This is a genomic window from Mesorhizobium sp. ES1-3 (assembly GCF_020164795.1).
Classification (GTDB): Bacteria; Pseudomonadota; Alphaproteobacteria; order Rhizobiales; family Rhizobiaceae; genus Mesorhizobium.
Genome location: NZ_JAIUGW010000010.1, coordinates 55,832 through 70,621, shown reverse-complemented (window position 1 = coordinate 70,621; position 14,790 = coordinate 55,832). Strand labels below are relative to the sequence as shown.

Below are 14,790 nucleotides of genomic sequence, written 5' to 3'. Positions count from 1 at the left end.
CATGTCGCCCAAAAGTGTCGCCCAAAAGTGCGCGGCGGTTTTGGGGCAACGAGATACAGGCACGAAAAATCAGGTGTCGAGACGAGTTGGGCATGTCCATGGACGGAACAAAGGGCAAAGGCGGTTCTGTCATGAAGGCTGCGCTCAAGGCATGGATTGCCCTCATGGCTGTGAACGGCGCGTTCTGGTGTGGACCGGCATGGGCGGACTGGCGCGACGATATCGGCACATTTCGCATCGGCATCGTCGCCGAGCCTGGCGCCGGCAACACCGTTCCGGGGCTGGCGGTGTTGACGCAAGCCTTTAGCAATGCACTCGGCATGAAGGTCGAATTCGTCGTTGCCCGCGATTATGCGGCACTGATCGAGGGACAGGCCAATGCGCGGATCGAATACGCCATCTATTCGGCGACCGCCTACGCCACGGCGCTGCAACGCTGCGGATGCATCGAGCCGCTCGTGGCTCCGGTCGATTCCGACGGTGCGGCCGGCATCCGCTCGGTGCTGCTGACCAGGAATGGCAAACTGCCCGGCCTGGCCGGCATGGAGACCCACCGGATCGCCATGCCGCCGCCGGACAGCGTCGGCGGTTCGCTTCTGCCCTTGGCCGGCTTGGCCGCCGAGCACGTCGAGATCGCCGAAGATGCACAGTTCCTTGTCCATGCCCCCTCGGCGTCGGCGGCCGAAACCATGCTCGTCGACGGTCAAGCCGACGCCATGTTCGGCTGGGTGAAGGCAGCGGCCGACGGACAGCCGCGAGTGGCCGGGGGCACGCAGGCGCGGCTCGAGGCATCAGGCCTTTCGGCCCTTCAGGTGGTGTGGATCTCGGCTCTGCTGAGATACGGTCCCCATGCAGTGCGCAGCGATCTCGATCCGGAAGCCAAGCGTCGGCTGACCGTGTTTCTCACCAACCTCAAGTCGACGACGCCGGATGTCTACGATCTTCTGGAATCGAAGCATACCGGCGGCTTCATGCCCGTGGCTTCAAAGGATTATGCGACGGCGGAAGCCATCGTGCGCCTGGTGTCGGTCGATGGCGGTCGGCGATAAGGTTTTCAGCAGTCGCTGCAAGGAATCGTGGCGCTCCTGCGGGGGCGCAGATAATAGGTTTCGCCCATCGGGATCGTCGTTGTGAGAGATGGGGTCATTCCAAGCTTCTGCGGGCTGTCCGTCGTCCAGCCGATGATCGGCGTATAGTTCAGATTGCTTTCCACGCGGATCAGGAAGGTCCCGGCGACCTTGAGGGTTGTCGGAACCGTGGTGGTCGCGGGCAGGGCGGTGGCGATACTGTAGACGCCATTGACCACCTTGCGTGACCACACCACGTTCACCTTGGGCGGCGTATCGGTGGTGACCTGTATTGCGGTGATGGTGATGTTCGGCGTCGACCGGTTGTATGGTTGAAGGGTTACGCTGCCGATCTTCATGATGGCATCGAGGTCCGCCTTGACGATGGTCGGCTGTTGCGTCACGAGATCGGCGACCATGCTGCCGACGCGGCTGACCTTCTTGCTCGTCTCTATGGCCTGCGAAGCCTCCATGGTCATGAAATACATGACCAGCAGGATAGGCGCGATAAGCGCGAACTCGACCGCTGCGACGCCGCGGCGATTGGACCAGAACCGGACCGATTTGCCCCAGAGCCCTGCAATTCCCAGATGTGCCCCCGCACGCATCATACTCATTGCCTTTTTTCTTGTTGTTGCTTCCGTGATGGTCTCAATTGTCGAACGGCTCGTTCTGCCAGGTCACCGAAGCGAAATGCAGGGTCTTGTTGCCTCCCATCGACTGCGCCATCAAATCGGTCATGATGGGCCATTTGTAAAAGACCCGCAGCATGTTCCTAGATTCCGCCGCACCCGCCGTGACGGTAAAGGGCACATCGGCGCCGCTGTTCGTCAACTTGATGTCACCGGCCTGAATCCTGAAGCCGGCCAGGGCCGCGTCGGCGAATGTCGTGTATTGGCGAAGATCGACGCTCAACTGATTGGGACAATCCTGGGAAACGATGATTTCCAGCTTGTCGCAGATCATGTTCTTCAAATTGTCTCCGGCGACGTCGGCGGCCTTCAACTGGCCGGTGCGCAGCCGGCGCGCGACATCGTCGGTGATGTTGGCCATCACCTCCTGGCTGGCAAACGAGATGCAGCTTTCGAGGATAGCGAAAACGAGGAGCGCGAATGGCATGGCAAGCAGCGCGAACTCCAGCGCCGTACTGCCGCGCCGGTCGCGCACGAAGCGTTGGAAAGACCTGGCGCGCTCCACCTTGTGCTGACCTGTAGAGCTGAACTGCTTGCTCATGCGATGTTCCTGCCATCCCTGGACGGTGCTGACAGGTGTGTTAGCGCAAACCAATTGAGGTCCGGTTTGAATGATCGTTAAAGTCGGCGCGGGCGTTTTAACCAGGCGGTAACCTGGGCCATGGCGCGCTCCGTGCAGCCTATTTGCTGGCGCCCATCTCGGCTTCGGACGATTTCTCCGCCTCGCTCTTGTAGGAGCTTTCGCAATAGGGCGTGCACGACATGGTCTGGACTTCCGCGCGCCGGTAAATGCGAACCGACGAGGCTGCCTGGCGGACCACGGTTACCTGTGCGTCGACGATCGGGCTGCCGTCCTGGTCGAGAACCACGAGATTGGTGACACCGAAACCTTTGCCGGTGAGCACGACCGTCGAGGCATCCTGGACGGAAGCATCGGCGATTGCCGGGTTGCCCACGACGATCGTGTCGGCGGGGCGTGACAGTTTCACGATCTTGGCCTGATTCATGGTGACCTCGATGTCGGCGCCAGCCCTGGCGGGTGTAATCGAGCTGGCGGCGGCAAGAAGCGCGGCAATCAGGATTGAGGATCTCGGCACGGCCATCAAGGCGCTCCACGCAAGCGGACTGTTCAACGGAACATGAACGAGATTGGTGAACCAACGGTTAAGTCGGGTCGTCGCCGCCGTATGTAGTGGTCGGCATGGCTGCCCCCATGGCCGGATCCGCGCAGGGGCCGCAAGCTTCCCCAAGCCCTTGCCTTTTACGGCGTTGACCCGCGAAGCGGGATATTAGCCAGCGCTTAGTATGGAGTTAACCACGCACTTGGTTCGGGGCGGGAAAGGAATCGGTAAGGCTGTTTATTAAGCCGATCGAAAGAGCTTCTCCCTAGATTGGCAGCATCCGATCAACCATCACAGAAGTTGACGGAAGTGCTGTAACACGTGGAGTAGGAGCTCTCGAATGTCTAACCTTTTTGCACGTTTCGTGAAGGACGAATCCGGCGCGACCGCTATCGAATATGGTCTGATCGCCGCTCTCATCGCGCTCGCCATCATCACCGGCGCCGGCGCACTCGGCAATGCCATCAACGCCAAGTTCACCTCGATCGGAAGCACGCTGAACAGCAGCGGCAGCTAATCTGCTTATTGCTGATCGCTCGGATTGCATTCTGGACAGGGGCCGCCCCATGGCGGCCCCTGTCTTGTTTTACCTGTCTCGGGGGCGCAGCGGAAACGGTCGTCTTTTCACTACGGACCTCATCAATCGTTAATCGAACCAGCCTAGATTGAGTTTCTGTGGAATCCGCACAATAGGCACAATCGCCGATGCTTGAAGCCCTGATCTTCGTCGTCTTTCCGTTCTGCATGCTGTTTGCCGCGATTTCCGACATGCTGTCGATGACGATCGCCAATCGCGTGCCAGTGCTGCTTGTCGTCGTCTTCGCGCTGGTGGCGCCACTGACGGGCATGGAATGGGCGGCCTACGGCTGGCATTTCGCCGCCGGCGCCATCGTCCTGGCCGTCACGTTCGGTCTGTTCGCCTTGGGTGGCATGGGCGGTGGCGATGCCAAGCTGCTGGCAGCCACGGCCGTTTGGATGGGGTTCAACGTAAATCTCGTCGAATATCTTGTCGCCTCGACAATCATCGGCGGCCTTCTGACAATCGCGATCCTGCTTTACCGGAAATCGCCGCTGGCGGTTTTCACCGGACGCAATCCATTCCTGCGTCATTTCGCGGAAGAGTCAGCCGGTGTTCCCTACGGGATCGCGCTGGGCCTGGGTGGCCTGCTGACCTACCCGGATTCGCCTTTGATGGTGTGGGCGCTGGCAAGGCTGGCGAGCTGAATTCATTAAATTTCTTCGGCTGACATGCCTTGGACGCCGGCTTTGCGGAGCGGCAGCCCAGCTTTTCCGCGCCTCGCGGCGCGATCCATTCTAATTTATATAAACCTTAAATTAATCACGATCGTAAGCATTGCATTAACCTTGTTTTGACGATTGCCGCTGCAAAGTCCGGCTTGGCTAGGTGGTTTGCCAAGGGCGAGGGTTCGGACAGATGCCAGCATCCCGATTGATTATTCTGAGCGTGGCGGTGGCCGCGGCGGGCGGTGCCGGCTATGTCGCGAAAAACATGGTCGCTCCGCCGCCCCAGGTCGTCGTCGATGCTGGCCCACAGGCGCCCGCGGTGTCCCTGCAGGACGTGCTTGTGCTCTCGGGCGATGTCGCAATGGGCAACGCGCTCGAGAACAACATAACCTGGCAATCCTGGCCCGCTGACGGCATCAACGCGAATTTCATCACCAAGGCCACCGCTCCCGACGCTTTGGAGAAACTGAAGGGGTCGATTGCCCGCGTGGCGATGTATGCGGGCGAGCCCGTGCGGCGCTCCAAGCTGATCGGCGAGGGACAAAGCTTCATGTCGTCCATCCTGCCTTCCGGCATGCGGGCGGTCGCAACGACGATTTCGGCGGACACTTCGGCCGGCGGCTTCATTCTTCCAAACGATTTCGTCGACGTCATCATGACCCGCAGGGCCGATGCCAACAGCGGCGGCGCCGGCTTCAACACCGAGACCATCCTCAAGAATATCCGCGTCCTGGCAATCGACCAGACCATCCAGGAGGACGAGGAGGGCAAGAAGACCAAGGTGGGCCAGACAGCCACGCTGGAGCTGACGCCCAAACAGGCGGAGATCATCACCGTCGCCCAGCAGATGGCGGATCGCCTGACACTGGCGCTGCGGGCGATTACGGACACCCAGGAAAAGAATGTGGGCGAGGCCGACTATCTCGTTTCCGGCAATGGCCGCAAGGGGACAGTGAGATTGATCAAGTCGGGCGAAGTCTCCGAAGTAGGGGCAAGGAAATGAGGCTAATCGCTAAACTGCCGGCAATCGTCGCCACGGCATTCGGCCTGCTGCTCGTTGGAGCGAATGTGCAGGGCGTCGAGGCGAAGAGCACGCAGGTATCGGCTACGACAGCCACCCAGCGCGTCAAGCTCGGCCTCAACAAGTCGGTGGTCATAGACCTGCCGAGCGATGCCTATGACATTCTTGTCGCCAACCCCTCCGTTGCTGACGCGGTGACCCGCACCGCAAGGCGTATCTACCTCTTCGGCAAGGCCGTCGGCGAAACCAACATCTTCGTCTTTGGGCCGAACGGCGAACAGATCGCCAGCCTGGACCTGGCCATCGAGCGCGACGTCGCCGGCCTGGAGGATTATATCAGGCGCTTCCTTCCGACCTCGGCCGTCAAGGTGGAACTGCTGAATGACAACGTGGTTCTGACCGGCACCGTGGATACGCCGCTGGACGCGAAACGCGCCGTCGACCTGGCGACGATCTTCGTCTCGGGCGGTGAAGCGACGACGGGACAGTATTCGCAGACTGCGGCAGGCGGCTCGGCCCAGAGCGGTGTCGACATCAACAACCCGGACCAGGAGCGCCGCGTTTCCAAGATCGTCAATCTCTTGCAGATCATCGGCGACGATCAGGTAACGCTCAAGGTGACAGTGGCCGAAGTCAGCCGTTCCGTGATGAAGCAGCTCGGCGTCAACTTGATCGGCAACGGCGGCAGCAATGGCATCAGCTATGGTGCGATCAGCGACAATTTCTCGGGATTGGGTAAGCAGCTGTCGCATTCAGGCCTCAGCATCGGCAACTCGGCACTGATGGCCTATATCAACGCCATGGAGGAGTCCGGGGTCATGAAGACGCTGGCTGAGCCGACCTTGACCGCCGTATCCGGCGAGAAGGCGACCTTCAAGGTCGGTGGCGAATACAACATGGTGACCGGGGTCTCCCAGAACGTATCCACTGACAACCAGACTGGCCTGACAACCTATTCCATCGACAAGATCGAGTATGGCATCGGCCTGGAATTCCAGCCGGTCGTGCTGTCTCCCGGCCGCATCAGCCTGAAGGTCAGAACCTCGGTTTCGGAGCCAACGACTGAAGGATCCGTGCCGCTTTCCAATGGTGTGACGAGCCCAGGTACGAATCTCCTATCGCTGCGCAAGCGCCTTGCCGATACGACGGTCGAACTGCCCTCAGGCGGTTCCATGATGATCGCCGGCTTGGTTCGCGACGATGTCAGGCAGGCCGTCAACGGCTTGCCCGGGTTGACAAAGATTCCCGTCCTTGGTGCGCTCTTCCGCAGCAGGGACTTCGTCCGCAACGAAAGCGAGCTCGTCATCATCATCACGCCCTATCTGGCTCGGCCGGTAGCACGCAATGATCTCGCCAAGCCGGACGACAATTTCAACCCGCCGAGCGACGGCGCCGGCATGTTCTTGGGCAAGGTCAATCGCGTCTACGGCACCATGCAGACCGACAGGCCCAACGGCCGCTATCACGGCGTTGTCGGCTTCATCTACAAGTGAACGGGAAAGCACACATGTCTCAGTCAGCATTGAAGGCAAGGACCATGGCGATGTGCTCCGGCCGTTCTCGGAGCCTGCGGGCGCTTCCGATCATGGCGGTGGCGCTGTCGGCTCTGCTGGCCGGTTGTGCCCAGCGCGACAGCGTTACCGTCGGCGCCATCCCCGATGACTATCGCACCAATCATCCGATCGTCATCGCGGAGAAGAACCAGAAGATCGATCTTCCTGTCGGCGCCGGCGACCGTGGCATGACCGGCTCGCAGCGCGACACGCTTCTTGGTTTCCTCGATGGCTACGACAAGAGCGCGGCTCCGGCATTGACGATCCAGGTTCCAAGCGGGTCGGCCAATGAGGTCGCCGCGACAGCGGCCGGCCGTGATTTCGCCCGGCTCGCGGTCGCCGCCGGCGTCAAGCGCAACCGGATCGTCGTGGTCCCCTATCAGGCTGGATCGAGCGAGGCATCGGCCCCCGTTCGCGTCTCTTATATCGCGGTGAGGGCACAGACCGACAAATGCGGACGCTGGCCCGCTGACCTGGTGGAAACGTCTGAGAACAAGCACTACGCCGACTTCGGCTGCTCCTACCAGAACAATCTTGCCGCCCAGATGGCCAATCCAAATGATCTTCTCGGGCCCCGCAAGCAGACCACCATCGACGCGGAAAATCGTGGTGCGGTTATAGACGTGTACCGAAGCAGGGGCATTTCGACTGAATTCCTCGGCAACTCGGAAGTGACTTACTAAGCCGCCCTCGGAAAGAAGCGACGCCACGAACAGGCCACGGAAAGAGCATGACCATGAGCAACCTTGCCTATGACGCCACCGTGGAGGGCGGTGATACCTCGCTGCAGGACGTCGCCGCGATGCAGGCGTTGCGGCCGGTTCCACGTATTTCGATCCAGGCATTCTGCGAAACGGAGGGCGTTGCCAATCCGGTCCAGCGCGCCGGCGAGGACCGCCGCATGACCAAGGCGCATCTCAAGGTTCATATGGGCGGTGTTCCCACCGCCATCGAGTTCTACCAGTCGGCGCCGACACCGAACCTGATTCTGCTGGAATCACGCAGCGAACCCAAGCAATTGCTGGAGCAACTCGCCCAGCTCTCGGAATATTGCGATCCATCCTCGAAAGTGGTGGTGATCGGCCACTACAACGACGTTGGTCTCTATCGCGAACTCATCCGCTCCGGCATCTCGGAATATGTCATCGCGCCGGTGTCGATGGCCGACGTCGTCAGTGTCGTGTCGTCGATCTTCGTCGATCCGGAAGCTGAACCGCTCGGCCGCTCGGTCGCCTTCGTCGGCGCCAAGGGCGGCGTCGGTTCTTCCACGATCGCCCACAATGTCGCCTGGGCAATGTCCTCCCTGTTCAAATCCGAGGTCGTTGTGGCCGACCTCGATCTCGCCTTCGGCACCGCCAACATCAATTTCGATCAGGATCCGGCGCAGGGCATCGCCGAGGCTGTGTTCTCGCCCGAGCGCATCGACGAAGTCTATCTCGACCGGCTGCTGACCCAATGCGCCGAACATCTGTCGCTGCTCGCGGCGCCCTCGACGCTGGAACGCGTATACGATTTCGATCCCGATGCCTTCGTGCAACTTGTCGATACCGCGCAGCGCAGCGTGCCGCTCCTTGTGCTCGACGTTCCCCATATCTGGACCGGATGGGCCAAGAACACGCTGGTCAAGGCCGACGAGATCGTCATCACGGCAACGCCGGAACTGGCCAATCTGCGCAACACCAAGAACCTGGTCGACATGTTGAAGCGGCTTCGCCCGAACGACCCGCCGCCGAAATTGATCATCAACCAGGCCGGCGTTCCCAAGCGGCCGGAGATATCGCCATCCGATTTCGCCGAGCCGCTCGGCCTGACACCGATGTCGGTCATCGGCTTTGATCCCGTACTGTTCGGCAATGCAGCGAACAACGGACGCATGCTGGGCGAGATGGACGCCAAGAACCCGGTTGTGGCCACCATCAACGAAATTGCTCATGTGCTGACCGGCCGCAGCGAAATCCGGGCGAAAAAGAAGGCTGGCCTGGGCAGTCTGCTCGGCAAGCTCTCGCGCAACAAGAAGTGACGCAATGGGGTCGGTAGTCGGTCATGTTCGGTAAAAGAGGCAACGACGACGGCAACCGGTTCACGCCGGAATTTCGCCAGCCGGCATCGGTCGCGCCGGCCGCCGCGGTTTCGGCGGACACCGCGGTTCTTGCCCGGCCCGCGCCCACGGCTCAGCCGAGCGCGCCTGTCGCGCCACCGGCCAGGCGCGCGGTCGAGGCGCCACCGATGGCGCCGGAACCAAGGAAAGGCCGCGAAAAGAGCGAAACCTACTACGATACCAAGAGCCAGGTTTTCTCGGCCCTCATCGATACGATCGACCTGTCGCAACTCGCCAAGCTCGATCCCGAAACCGCCCGCGAGGAAATCCGCGACATCGTCAACGACATCATCGCGATCAAGAACTTCGCGATGTCGATCGCCGAGCAGGAAGAACTGCTCGAGGACATCTGCAATGACGTGCTTGGCTATGGGCCGCTCGAGCCGTTGCTCGCGCGCGACGACATCGCCGACATCATGGTCAACGGGTCCAAGAACGTCTACATCGAAGTCAACGGCAAGGTCGAACAGACCAGCATCCGCTTCCGCGACAACCAGCAGCTGCTCAACATCTGCCAGCGCATCGTCAGCCAGGTCGGCCGCCGCGTCGATGAATCCAGCCCGATCTGCGACGCCCGTCTTCCCGACGGGTCGCGCGTCAACGTCATTGCGCCGCCGCTGGCCATCGACGGCACCGCGCTCACCATCCGCAAATTCAAGAAGGACAAGCTGACGCTCGATCAGCTGGTCAAGTTCGGCGCCATCTCTCCGCAAGGGGCCGAAGTTCTCAAGATCATCGGCCGTGTTCGCTGCAACATCGTCATCTCGGGCGGCACCGGCTCCGGCAAGACGACGTTGCTCAACTGCCTGACCAACTACATCGACCGTGACGAGCGCGTCATCACCTGCGAGGATTCGGCTGAACTGCAGCTGCAGCAGCCGCATGTCGTGCGCCTGGAAACGCGTCCGCCCAACCTCGAGGGCGAGGGCGAGGTGACGATGCGCGACCTGGTCAAGAACTGCCTGCGCATGCGGCCCGAACGCATCATCGTCGGCGAAGTGCGCGGACCCGAGGTCTTCGACCTTTTGCAGGCGATGAATACCGGCCATGACGGCTCGATGGGGACGATCCACTCCAACAGCCCGCGCGAATGCCTGAACCGTATCGAATCCATGATCGCCATGGGCGGCTATTCGCTGCCGCAGAAAACGGTGCGCGAAATCGTCGTCGGCTCCATCGACGTGATCATCCAGGCGGCGCGCCTGCGCGATGGATCGCGCCGCATCACCCATATCACCGAAGTGATCGGGATGGAGGGCGACGTCATCATCACGCAGGATATCGTCCTCTACAACATCAAGGGCGAGGACGCCAACGGCAGGCTACTGGGTGAGCACGTCTCGACCGGCATCGGCCGCCCCCATTTCTGGGAGCGGGCTCGATACTATGGCGAGGAGCAGCGTCTCGCCACAGCGCTCGAGGCTATGGAGAAACGTGCTGACTGACGCATCCGCAGGCGTGAAGGTTCTGGTCGATGTTTGGAATTGACGGCACCGTATTGGCGTTTGTCGTGCTCGCCGGCTTCAGCGCCGGCGCGGTCGCCTATGCATTCCTGTTCACCCAGATCAGCAATGAGAAACAGGCCGGAAAGCGGCTTGAAACGATCAAGGCCGCCGAGACGGACCGTTCTGTCGTCAAGGCGACGCGCGACCGCGCGGCGGACGCGGCCAAGCGCCGTAAATCGGTGCAGGATTCGCTGAAGGAACTCGACGAGAAGCAGAAGACCAAGGACAACGCCGTCAAGAAGCCGCCGCTGAAAGCCCAGCTTCGCCAGGCTGGGATGAAGGTGCCGATCGAGCGGTTCTATATCTATTCGGCCATATGCGGCCTCGCGCTGGCAATCGTCGCGTTCGTGGCTGGTGCGCCGATGATTGTCTTGCCGGGCGTGCTGCTCGCCGGAGCGCTCGGCCTGCCGCGTTGGTTCGTTTCTTTTCGTCGCATTCGCCGCGTCAAGGCATTCCTCAACGAATTTCCAAATGCGCTCGACATCATCGTGCGGGCGGTCAAGTCCGGCCTGCCGCTGAACGACGCCATACGCCTGATCGCCAATGAATCGCCTGAGCCCGTGAAGACCGAGTTTCGCCGGATAGTCGATTCGCAGCAGATGGGAATGTCGATCCCCGACGCGACCTTGCGCATGCCCGAAACCATGCCATGCACAGAGGCGAGTTTCTTCGGCATCGTCATCCAGATCCAGTCGCAGGCCGGCGGCAATCTCTCCGAGGCGCTGGGCAACCTTTCGCGCGTGTTGCGCGACCGCAAGAAGATGAAGGCCAAGGTCGCGGCCCTGTCGATGGAAGCGAAAGCGTCCGCCGCCATCATCGGCGCCTTGCCTTTCATCGTCGCCTTTCTCGTCTATCTCTCCAGTCCCAACTATCTGATGCCGCTGTTCACGACCAGCGTCGGCCATTTGATACTCGGTTTCGCCGCCGTCTGGATGTCGATCGGCATCTTCGTGATGCGCAAGATGATGAACTTTGAAGTCTAGGGCCGTGGCATGACCGAACAAGCCATCAAATCACTGACGGATCCCAGCTTCCTGATTGCGCTGCTGGTTGCCATCGCCGTGTTCGCAACCGTCTTTACGCTGCTGCCGGCGTTTGGCGGAAACCCGCTCAAGGCGCGCATGAAGTCGGTCGCGCTGGAGCGTGATGAGCTTCGCGCCAAGCAGCGCGCGCGGCTAGCGACCGAGGCCGATCGCCGCCGCAAGGGTCTGCGCGAGCAACAGTCGGTCGGCATGCGCAACATTGTCGACCGGCTCGATCTACGGCGTGCGTTGGCCGACGAGGCCACCTTGCAGAAGCTCAAGGTTGCCGGCTTTCGCGGACAGAACCCGCTGACGCGTTTTCTGTTCTTCCGCCTGGTGCTTCCTTTTGTCGGCTTCGCGCTCGGTCTGATCTATATTTTCGTGCTCGGAGGATTGCCCGACAAGCCGTTGGTGGTCCGGCTGTTCGTATGCATCCTGGTTGCCTATGGCGGCTTCTACACGCCGGTCCTCTACGTCAACAACCGTGCGACCAAGCGCAAGCAGTCGATCCAGATGGCGTGGCCGGATGCGCTCGACCTGATGCTGATCTGCGTGGAATCCGGTATGTCGGTGGAAGCCGCACTGCGCAAGGTCGCCGACGAGATCGGCGCGCAGTCGGTGGCCCTGGCGGAAGAATTCATCCTGACCAATGCCGAGCTCTCCTATCTGCAGGAGCGCAAGCAGGCTTATGAAAACCTGGCCAGTCGCACGGGGCTGGAATCGGTCAAGTCGGTATCGCAGGCGCTTGTCCAGGCCGAGCGCTACGGCACGCCGGTGGCGCACGCGCTGCGCGTGCTTGCCGCGGAAAGCCGCGACATGCGCATGAACGCCGCCGAGAAAAAGGCGGCCGCCCTGCCGCCCAAACTCACCGTGCCGATGATCTTGTTCTTCCTGCCGGTGCTGTTCGCCATCATCCTGGGGCCGGCGGGCATCCAGGTCAGCCAGCGCGGCATCTTCGGCGATCATTCCGGGGCGGCCGCGTCGACCAGCCAGTAAACCAACGCAGAATCCGTCCGCGGAAACAAAAGCCGCGCTGCAATCGAGCGCGGCTTTTTACGATTTACGGCAAGCGCGGCGATCAGTTGGTGGCGGTTTTCGCCGGTTTCGCCTTGTCCTGATCCTTCAGCTGGCTCCAGGCGTTCTGCTGGGCCAGCATCTGCCTGAGATAGGCGACGTTGGCCTGTGCCTGATCGGGCGAAAGTTCCTGCGAGGCGATCTTTTCGGCTTCGTCGAAACGGCCCTGCAGGCCGACGACGAGCGCCAGGTTCTGGCGCACCCGGCTATCGGCGTTCGGCTGCTGGGCCGCCGACCGCATATAGGTTTCGGCGGTGCGCAGATCCCCTTCCAGCACATAGGACATGCCGAGATTGGAAAGGATCGAAGGCTCGTTGGGCTTGAGTTCGAGGGCCTTGCGGTAAAGCTGGCGCGCTTCATCCTTCTGGTTGAGCTGATCAAGTATGGCTCCTTCGGCGGAGACCAGCCTCCAGTCGGGATATTCCGGCGTCTGTGCGCGGCGCACCGCATCGAGCGCCGCCTCGAACTGGCCGTTGGCGGCCAGTGCCTTGCCGTAGGCGGCGAGTACGTCGCGGTCCTTGGGATAGGCGATCGCCAGCTTGCGCATCACGGCGAGTGACTGGTCGGCATCGCCATCCATCTGCAGCGCGGCCGCGAAGTTGGTCGCGATACGCTTGTCGTTGGGACTCCTGGCGTAGGATTGGCCGAGTGCTGCCGTGGCATTGTGTAGTTCTCCCGCCGACATCGTCTCCAGCGGCTTGCCGCTGGTGCGTCCGATCGAGCCGGTGGTGAGCTTGTCGGTTGCGCATCCCGCGACACCTGCCGCGAGCGCCAGCATGAACGCCGTGGTGATGAGCCGCTTTCCCCGGATGTTTATCGTGCGGTTGGTCGGCATCGGCACCCTGGGCCTCCATTCATACGTGTGGCCATTGCGTGGCCATCTTCCCTCCAGCAGAAATATTCTGTTAACCCTAACGGAGGGTTAAGAAGCGCCGACTCGGGCGAGCTCGGCAGGAGAAACATCTGATGTCCGTAGAACTGGTCGAGAACAAGCTGAAGAACCCGCTGCCGATCCATCTGGTCGCCAGGGACGGCCTGGAGGTGGCCGGTCTGTCGCCGTCCATTGTCGCCTGGGCCAAGGCAAACGGCTTTTCCGGCGAGGCCGGCAGGACGCTGGTCGTGCCCGGTGAGAACGGAGTGCTCGCGGGCGCCCTGTTCGGTCTTGGTGACGGCGAGGGCGCGCTTGCCATCGGCGCCCTGGCGAAAACCTTGCCGGAGGGCGACTGGCATTTCGCGTCCAAGCCGGCCCAGCCGGAATTGGCGGCTCTTGCAATCGTGCTCGGCGGTTATGTCTTTACCCGCTACGGCAAGAAGCCGGGCAAGGCGCTGCGCTTCGACCTGCCTGCCGGCGTCGACGCAAAACGTGTTCGTAGTATAGCCGACGGCGTCTTCCTGGCTCGCGACCTTGTCAACACGCCGACCAGCGACATGGGGCCGGACGATCTGGAGAGGGCGGTGCGGACCCTGGCTGGGACCCACAAGGCCGAAGTCTCCGTCATCAAGGGCGACGACCTGCTCACACAGAATTTCCCGATGATCCACGCCGTCGGTCGCGCCTCGTCCGGTGCGCCGCGCCTGATCGACATGACATGGGGGCAGCAAGGCGCACCGAAGGTGACCCTGGTCGGCAAGGGTGTCTGCTTCGACACTGGCGGTCTCGACATCAAGCCTTCTTCGGGCATGCTCCTGATGAAGAAGGACATGGGCGGCGCCGCCAACGTGCTTGGCCTGGCCTCGATGATCATGGCGGCTGGGCTCAAGGTGCGGCTGCGAGTGCTGATCCCCGCGGTCGAGAATTCGATTGCCGGCAATGCCTTCAGGCCCGGCGACGTGCTGGCGAGCCGCAAAGGCATCTCAGTCGAGATCGGCAATACGGACGCGGAAGGGAGGCTGGTGCTGGGCGATGCGCTGGCGCTTGCCGACGAGGAGGAACCGCGGCTTCTGATCGACATGGCGACCCTGACCGGAGCAGCCCGCGTCGCGCTTGGCCCCGACCTGCCGCCCTTCTACACCGATGACGAGGCGCTTGCCTCGGAGCTGGCAGCGGCATCGCTGGCAGTCGAGGATCCGCTGTGGCGCATGCCGCTATGGCGGCCCTACGATGCGAAATTGTCGTCGAAGATCGCCGACATCAACAATGTCACCACGGACGGCTTCGCAGGTTCGATCACCGCAGCGCTGTTCCTCAAGCGCTTCGTCGAAAAGTCGGCAAGCTGGGCGCATTTCGACATCTTCGCCTGGAACCCCGCCGATCGCCCCTACGGCCCCGCCGGTGGCGAGGCGCAAGGGATCCGGGCGCTGGAGCGGATCATCTCGACGCGCCATGGCTGATGCGCAAGCAGAGCCGGCAAATTGCAGAAACTGAAACGGAACCGAAACAATTTGCCGTCAT

Annotated in this window: 15 protein-coding genes; 11 read left to right on the top strand and 4 right to left on the bottom strand. The window is 61.7% G+C overall.

What is annotated here, in order from left to right; all coding sequences use genetic code 11:
- The first annotated feature begins 131 nt into the window (after window positions 1-131).
- A complete protein-coding gene (locus tag LB536_RS15780; protein ID WP_224594057.1) occupies window positions 132-1,049 on the top strand; it encodes a phosphate/phosphite/phosphonate ABC transporter substrate-binding protein in 918 nt (305 codons plus the stop codon).
- Between the two features lie 5 nt (window positions 1,050-1,054).
- On the opposite strand, the gene LB536_RS15775 is transcribed toward LB536_RS15780, so the two are convergent.
- The 3 genes from LB536_RS15775 to LB536_RS15765 form a co-directional block, all read right to left on the bottom strand.
- Window positions 1,055-1,678, bottom strand: a complete 624-nt coding sequence (locus tag LB536_RS15775; protein ID WP_224594372.1) for a TadE/TadG family type IV pilus assembly protein — start codon at window positions 1,676-1,678, stop codon at window positions 1,055-1,057.
- Window positions 1,679-1,718: 40 nt separating this feature from the next.
- A complete protein-coding gene (locus tag LB536_RS15770) occupies window positions 1,719-2,300 on the bottom strand; it encodes a TadE/TadG family type IV pilus assembly protein (RefSeq protein ID WP_224594054.1) in 582 nt (193 codons plus the stop codon).
- A gap of 139 nt (window positions 2,301-2,439) precedes the next feature.
- Window positions 2,440-2,862 (bottom strand): pilus assembly protein N-terminal domain-containing protein, encoded by a 423-nt coding sequence (locus LB536_RS15765; protein ID WP_224594051.1) that lies wholly within the window; start codon window positions 2,860-2,862, stop codon window positions 2,440-2,442.
- A gap of 358 nt (window positions 2,863-3,220) precedes the next feature.
- On the opposite strand from LB536_RS15765, the gene LB536_RS15760 reads away from it, so the two are divergent.
- The 9 genes from LB536_RS15760 to LB536_RS15720 all read left to right on the top strand — a co-directional run bounded on the left by LB536_RS15760 (window position 3,221) and on the right by LB536_RS15720 (window position 12,320).
- Window positions 3,221-3,397 carry a Flp family type IVb pilin gene (locus LB536_RS15760; RefSeq protein WP_056569967.1) on the top strand — a complete coding sequence of 59 codons (177 nt, stop codon included), beginning with the start codon at window positions 3,221-3,223 and terminating at the stop codon, window positions 3,395-3,397.
- 188 nt (window positions 3,398-3,585) lie between these two features.
- A complete protein-coding gene (locus tag LB536_RS15755; protein WP_140757858.1) occupies window positions 3,586-4,104 on the top strand; it encodes a prepilin peptidase in 519 nt (172 codons plus the stop codon).
- 211 nt (window positions 4,105-4,315) lie between these two features.
- On the top strand, window positions 4,316-5,128 hold the full coding sequence (gene cpaB / locus LB536_RS15750; RefSeq protein WP_140757857.1) for a Flp pilus assembly protein CpaB: 813 nt from the start codon (window positions 4,316-4,318) through the stop codon (window positions 5,126-5,128).
- On the top strand, window positions 5,125-6,639 hold the full coding sequence (locus LB536_RS15745) for a type II and III secretion system protein family protein (RefSeq protein ID WP_224594048.1): 1,515 nt from the start codon (window positions 5,125-5,127) through the stop codon (window positions 6,637-6,639). The genes cpaB and LB536_RS15745 overlap by 4 nt, the downstream gene beginning before the upstream one ends.
- 14 nt (window positions 6,640-6,653) lie before the next feature.
- Window positions 6,654-7,382, top strand: coding sequence for a CpaD family pilus assembly protein (locus LB536_RS15740; RefSeq protein ID WP_140757855.1), 729 nt, complete (start codon window positions 6,654-6,656; stop codon window positions 7,380-7,382).
- Between the two features lie 47 nt (window positions 7,383-7,429).
- A complete protein-coding gene (locus tag LB536_RS15735; protein WP_224594046.1) occupies window positions 7,430-8,719 on the top strand; it encodes a CpaE family protein in 1,290 nt (429 codons plus the stop codon).
- Between the two features lie 23 nt (window positions 8,720-8,742).
- Window positions 8,743-10,242 carry a CpaF family protein gene (locus LB536_RS15730; protein ID WP_224594043.1) on the top strand — a complete coding sequence of 500 codons (1,500 nt, stop codon included), beginning with the start codon at window positions 8,743-8,745 and terminating at the stop codon, window positions 10,240-10,242.
- A gap of 29 nt (window positions 10,243-10,271) precedes the next feature.
- Window positions 10,272-11,285, top strand: coding sequence for a type II secretion system F family protein (locus LB536_RS15725; RefSeq protein WP_140757852.1), 1,014 nt, complete (start codon window positions 10,272-10,274; stop codon window positions 11,283-11,285).
- Between the two features lie 9 nt (window positions 11,286-11,294).
- Complete coding sequence (locus tag LB536_RS15720) at window positions 11,295-12,320, top strand: type II secretion system F family protein (protein ID WP_140757851.1); 1,026 nt, start codon at window positions 11,295-11,297, stop codon at window positions 12,318-12,320.
- Window positions 12,321-12,402: 82 nt separating this feature from the next.
- Here the strand turns inward: LB536_RS15720 and LB536_RS15715 are convergent, their stop codons facing one another.
- Window positions 12,403-13,233 carry a tetratricopeptide repeat protein gene (locus LB536_RS15715; RefSeq protein WP_140757995.1) on the bottom strand — a complete coding sequence of 277 codons (831 nt, stop codon included), beginning with the start codon at window positions 13,231-13,233 and terminating at the stop codon, window positions 12,403-12,405.
- Between the two features lie 131 nt (window positions 13,234-13,364).
- Between LB536_RS15715 and LB536_RS15710 the strand changes: the two genes are divergently transcribed.
- A complete protein-coding gene (locus LB536_RS15710) occupies window positions 13,365-14,729 on the top strand; it encodes a leucyl aminopeptidase family protein (protein ID WP_224594040.1) in 1,365 nt (454 codons plus the stop codon).
- Window positions 14,730-14,790: the final 61 nt, after the last annotated feature.

Excerpts from the sequence above, each read along its gene's own strand:
- LB536_RS15740 (WP_140757855.1), top strand. The coding sequence starts at position 6,654 with ATGTCTCAGTCAGCATTGAAGGCAAGGACCATGGCGATGTGCTCCGGC.
- LB536_RS15765 (WP_224594051.1), bottom strand. The coding sequence starts at position 2,862 with ATGGCCGTGCCGAGATCCTCAATCCTGATTGCCGCGCTTCTTGCCGCC.
- LB536_RS15725 (WP_140757852.1), top strand. The coding sequence starts at position 10,272 with ATGTTTGGAATTGACGGCACCGTATTGGCGTTTGTCGTGCTCGCCGGC.
- LB536_RS15755 (WP_140757858.1), top strand. The coding sequence starts at position 3,586 with ATGCTTGAAGCCCTGATCTTCGTCGTCTTTCCGTTCTGCATGCTGTTT.
- LB536_RS15780 (WP_224594057.1), top strand. The coding sequence starts at position 132 with ATGAAGGCTGCGCTCAAGGCATGGATTGCCCTCATGGCTGTGAACGGC.
- LB536_RS15745 (WP_224594048.1), top strand. The coding sequence starts at position 5,125 with ATGAGGCTAATCGCTAAACTGCCGGCAATCGTCGCCACGGCATTCGGC.
- LB536_RS15710 (WP_224594040.1), top strand. The coding sequence starts at position 13,365 with ATGTCCGTAGAACTGGTCGAGAACAAGCTGAAGAACCCGCTGCCGATC.
- LB536_RS15735 (WP_224594046.1), top strand. The coding sequence starts at position 7,430 with ATGACCATGAGCAACCTTGCCTATGACGCCACCGTGGAGGGCGGTGAT.
- LB536_RS15730 (WP_224594043.1), top strand. The coding sequence starts at position 8,743 with ATGTTCGGTAAAAGAGGCAACGACGACGGCAACCGGTTCACGCCGGAA.
- LB536_RS15760 (WP_056569967.1), top strand. The coding sequence starts at position 3,221 with ATGTCTAACCTTTTTGCACGTTTCGTGAAGGACGAATCCGGCGCGACC.
- LB536_RS15720 (WP_140757851.1), top strand. The coding sequence starts at position 11,295 with ATGACCGAACAAGCCATCAAATCACTGACGGATCCCAGCTTCCTGATT.
- LB536_RS15775 (WP_224594372.1), bottom strand. The coding sequence starts at position 1,678 with ATGATGCGTGCGGGGGCACATCTGGGAATTGCAGGGCTCTGGGGCAAA.
- LB536_RS15770 (WP_224594054.1), bottom strand. The coding sequence starts at position 2,300 with ATGAGCAAGCAGTTCAGCTCTACAGGTCAGCACAAGGTGGAGCGCGCC.
- LB536_RS15715 (WP_140757995.1), bottom strand. The coding sequence starts at position 13,233 with ATGCCGACCAACCGCACGATAAACATCCGGGGAAAGCGGCTCATCACC.
- cpaB (WP_140757857.1), top strand. The coding sequence starts at position 4,316 with ATGCCAGCATCCCGATTGATTATTCTGAGCGTGGCGGTGGCCGCGGCG.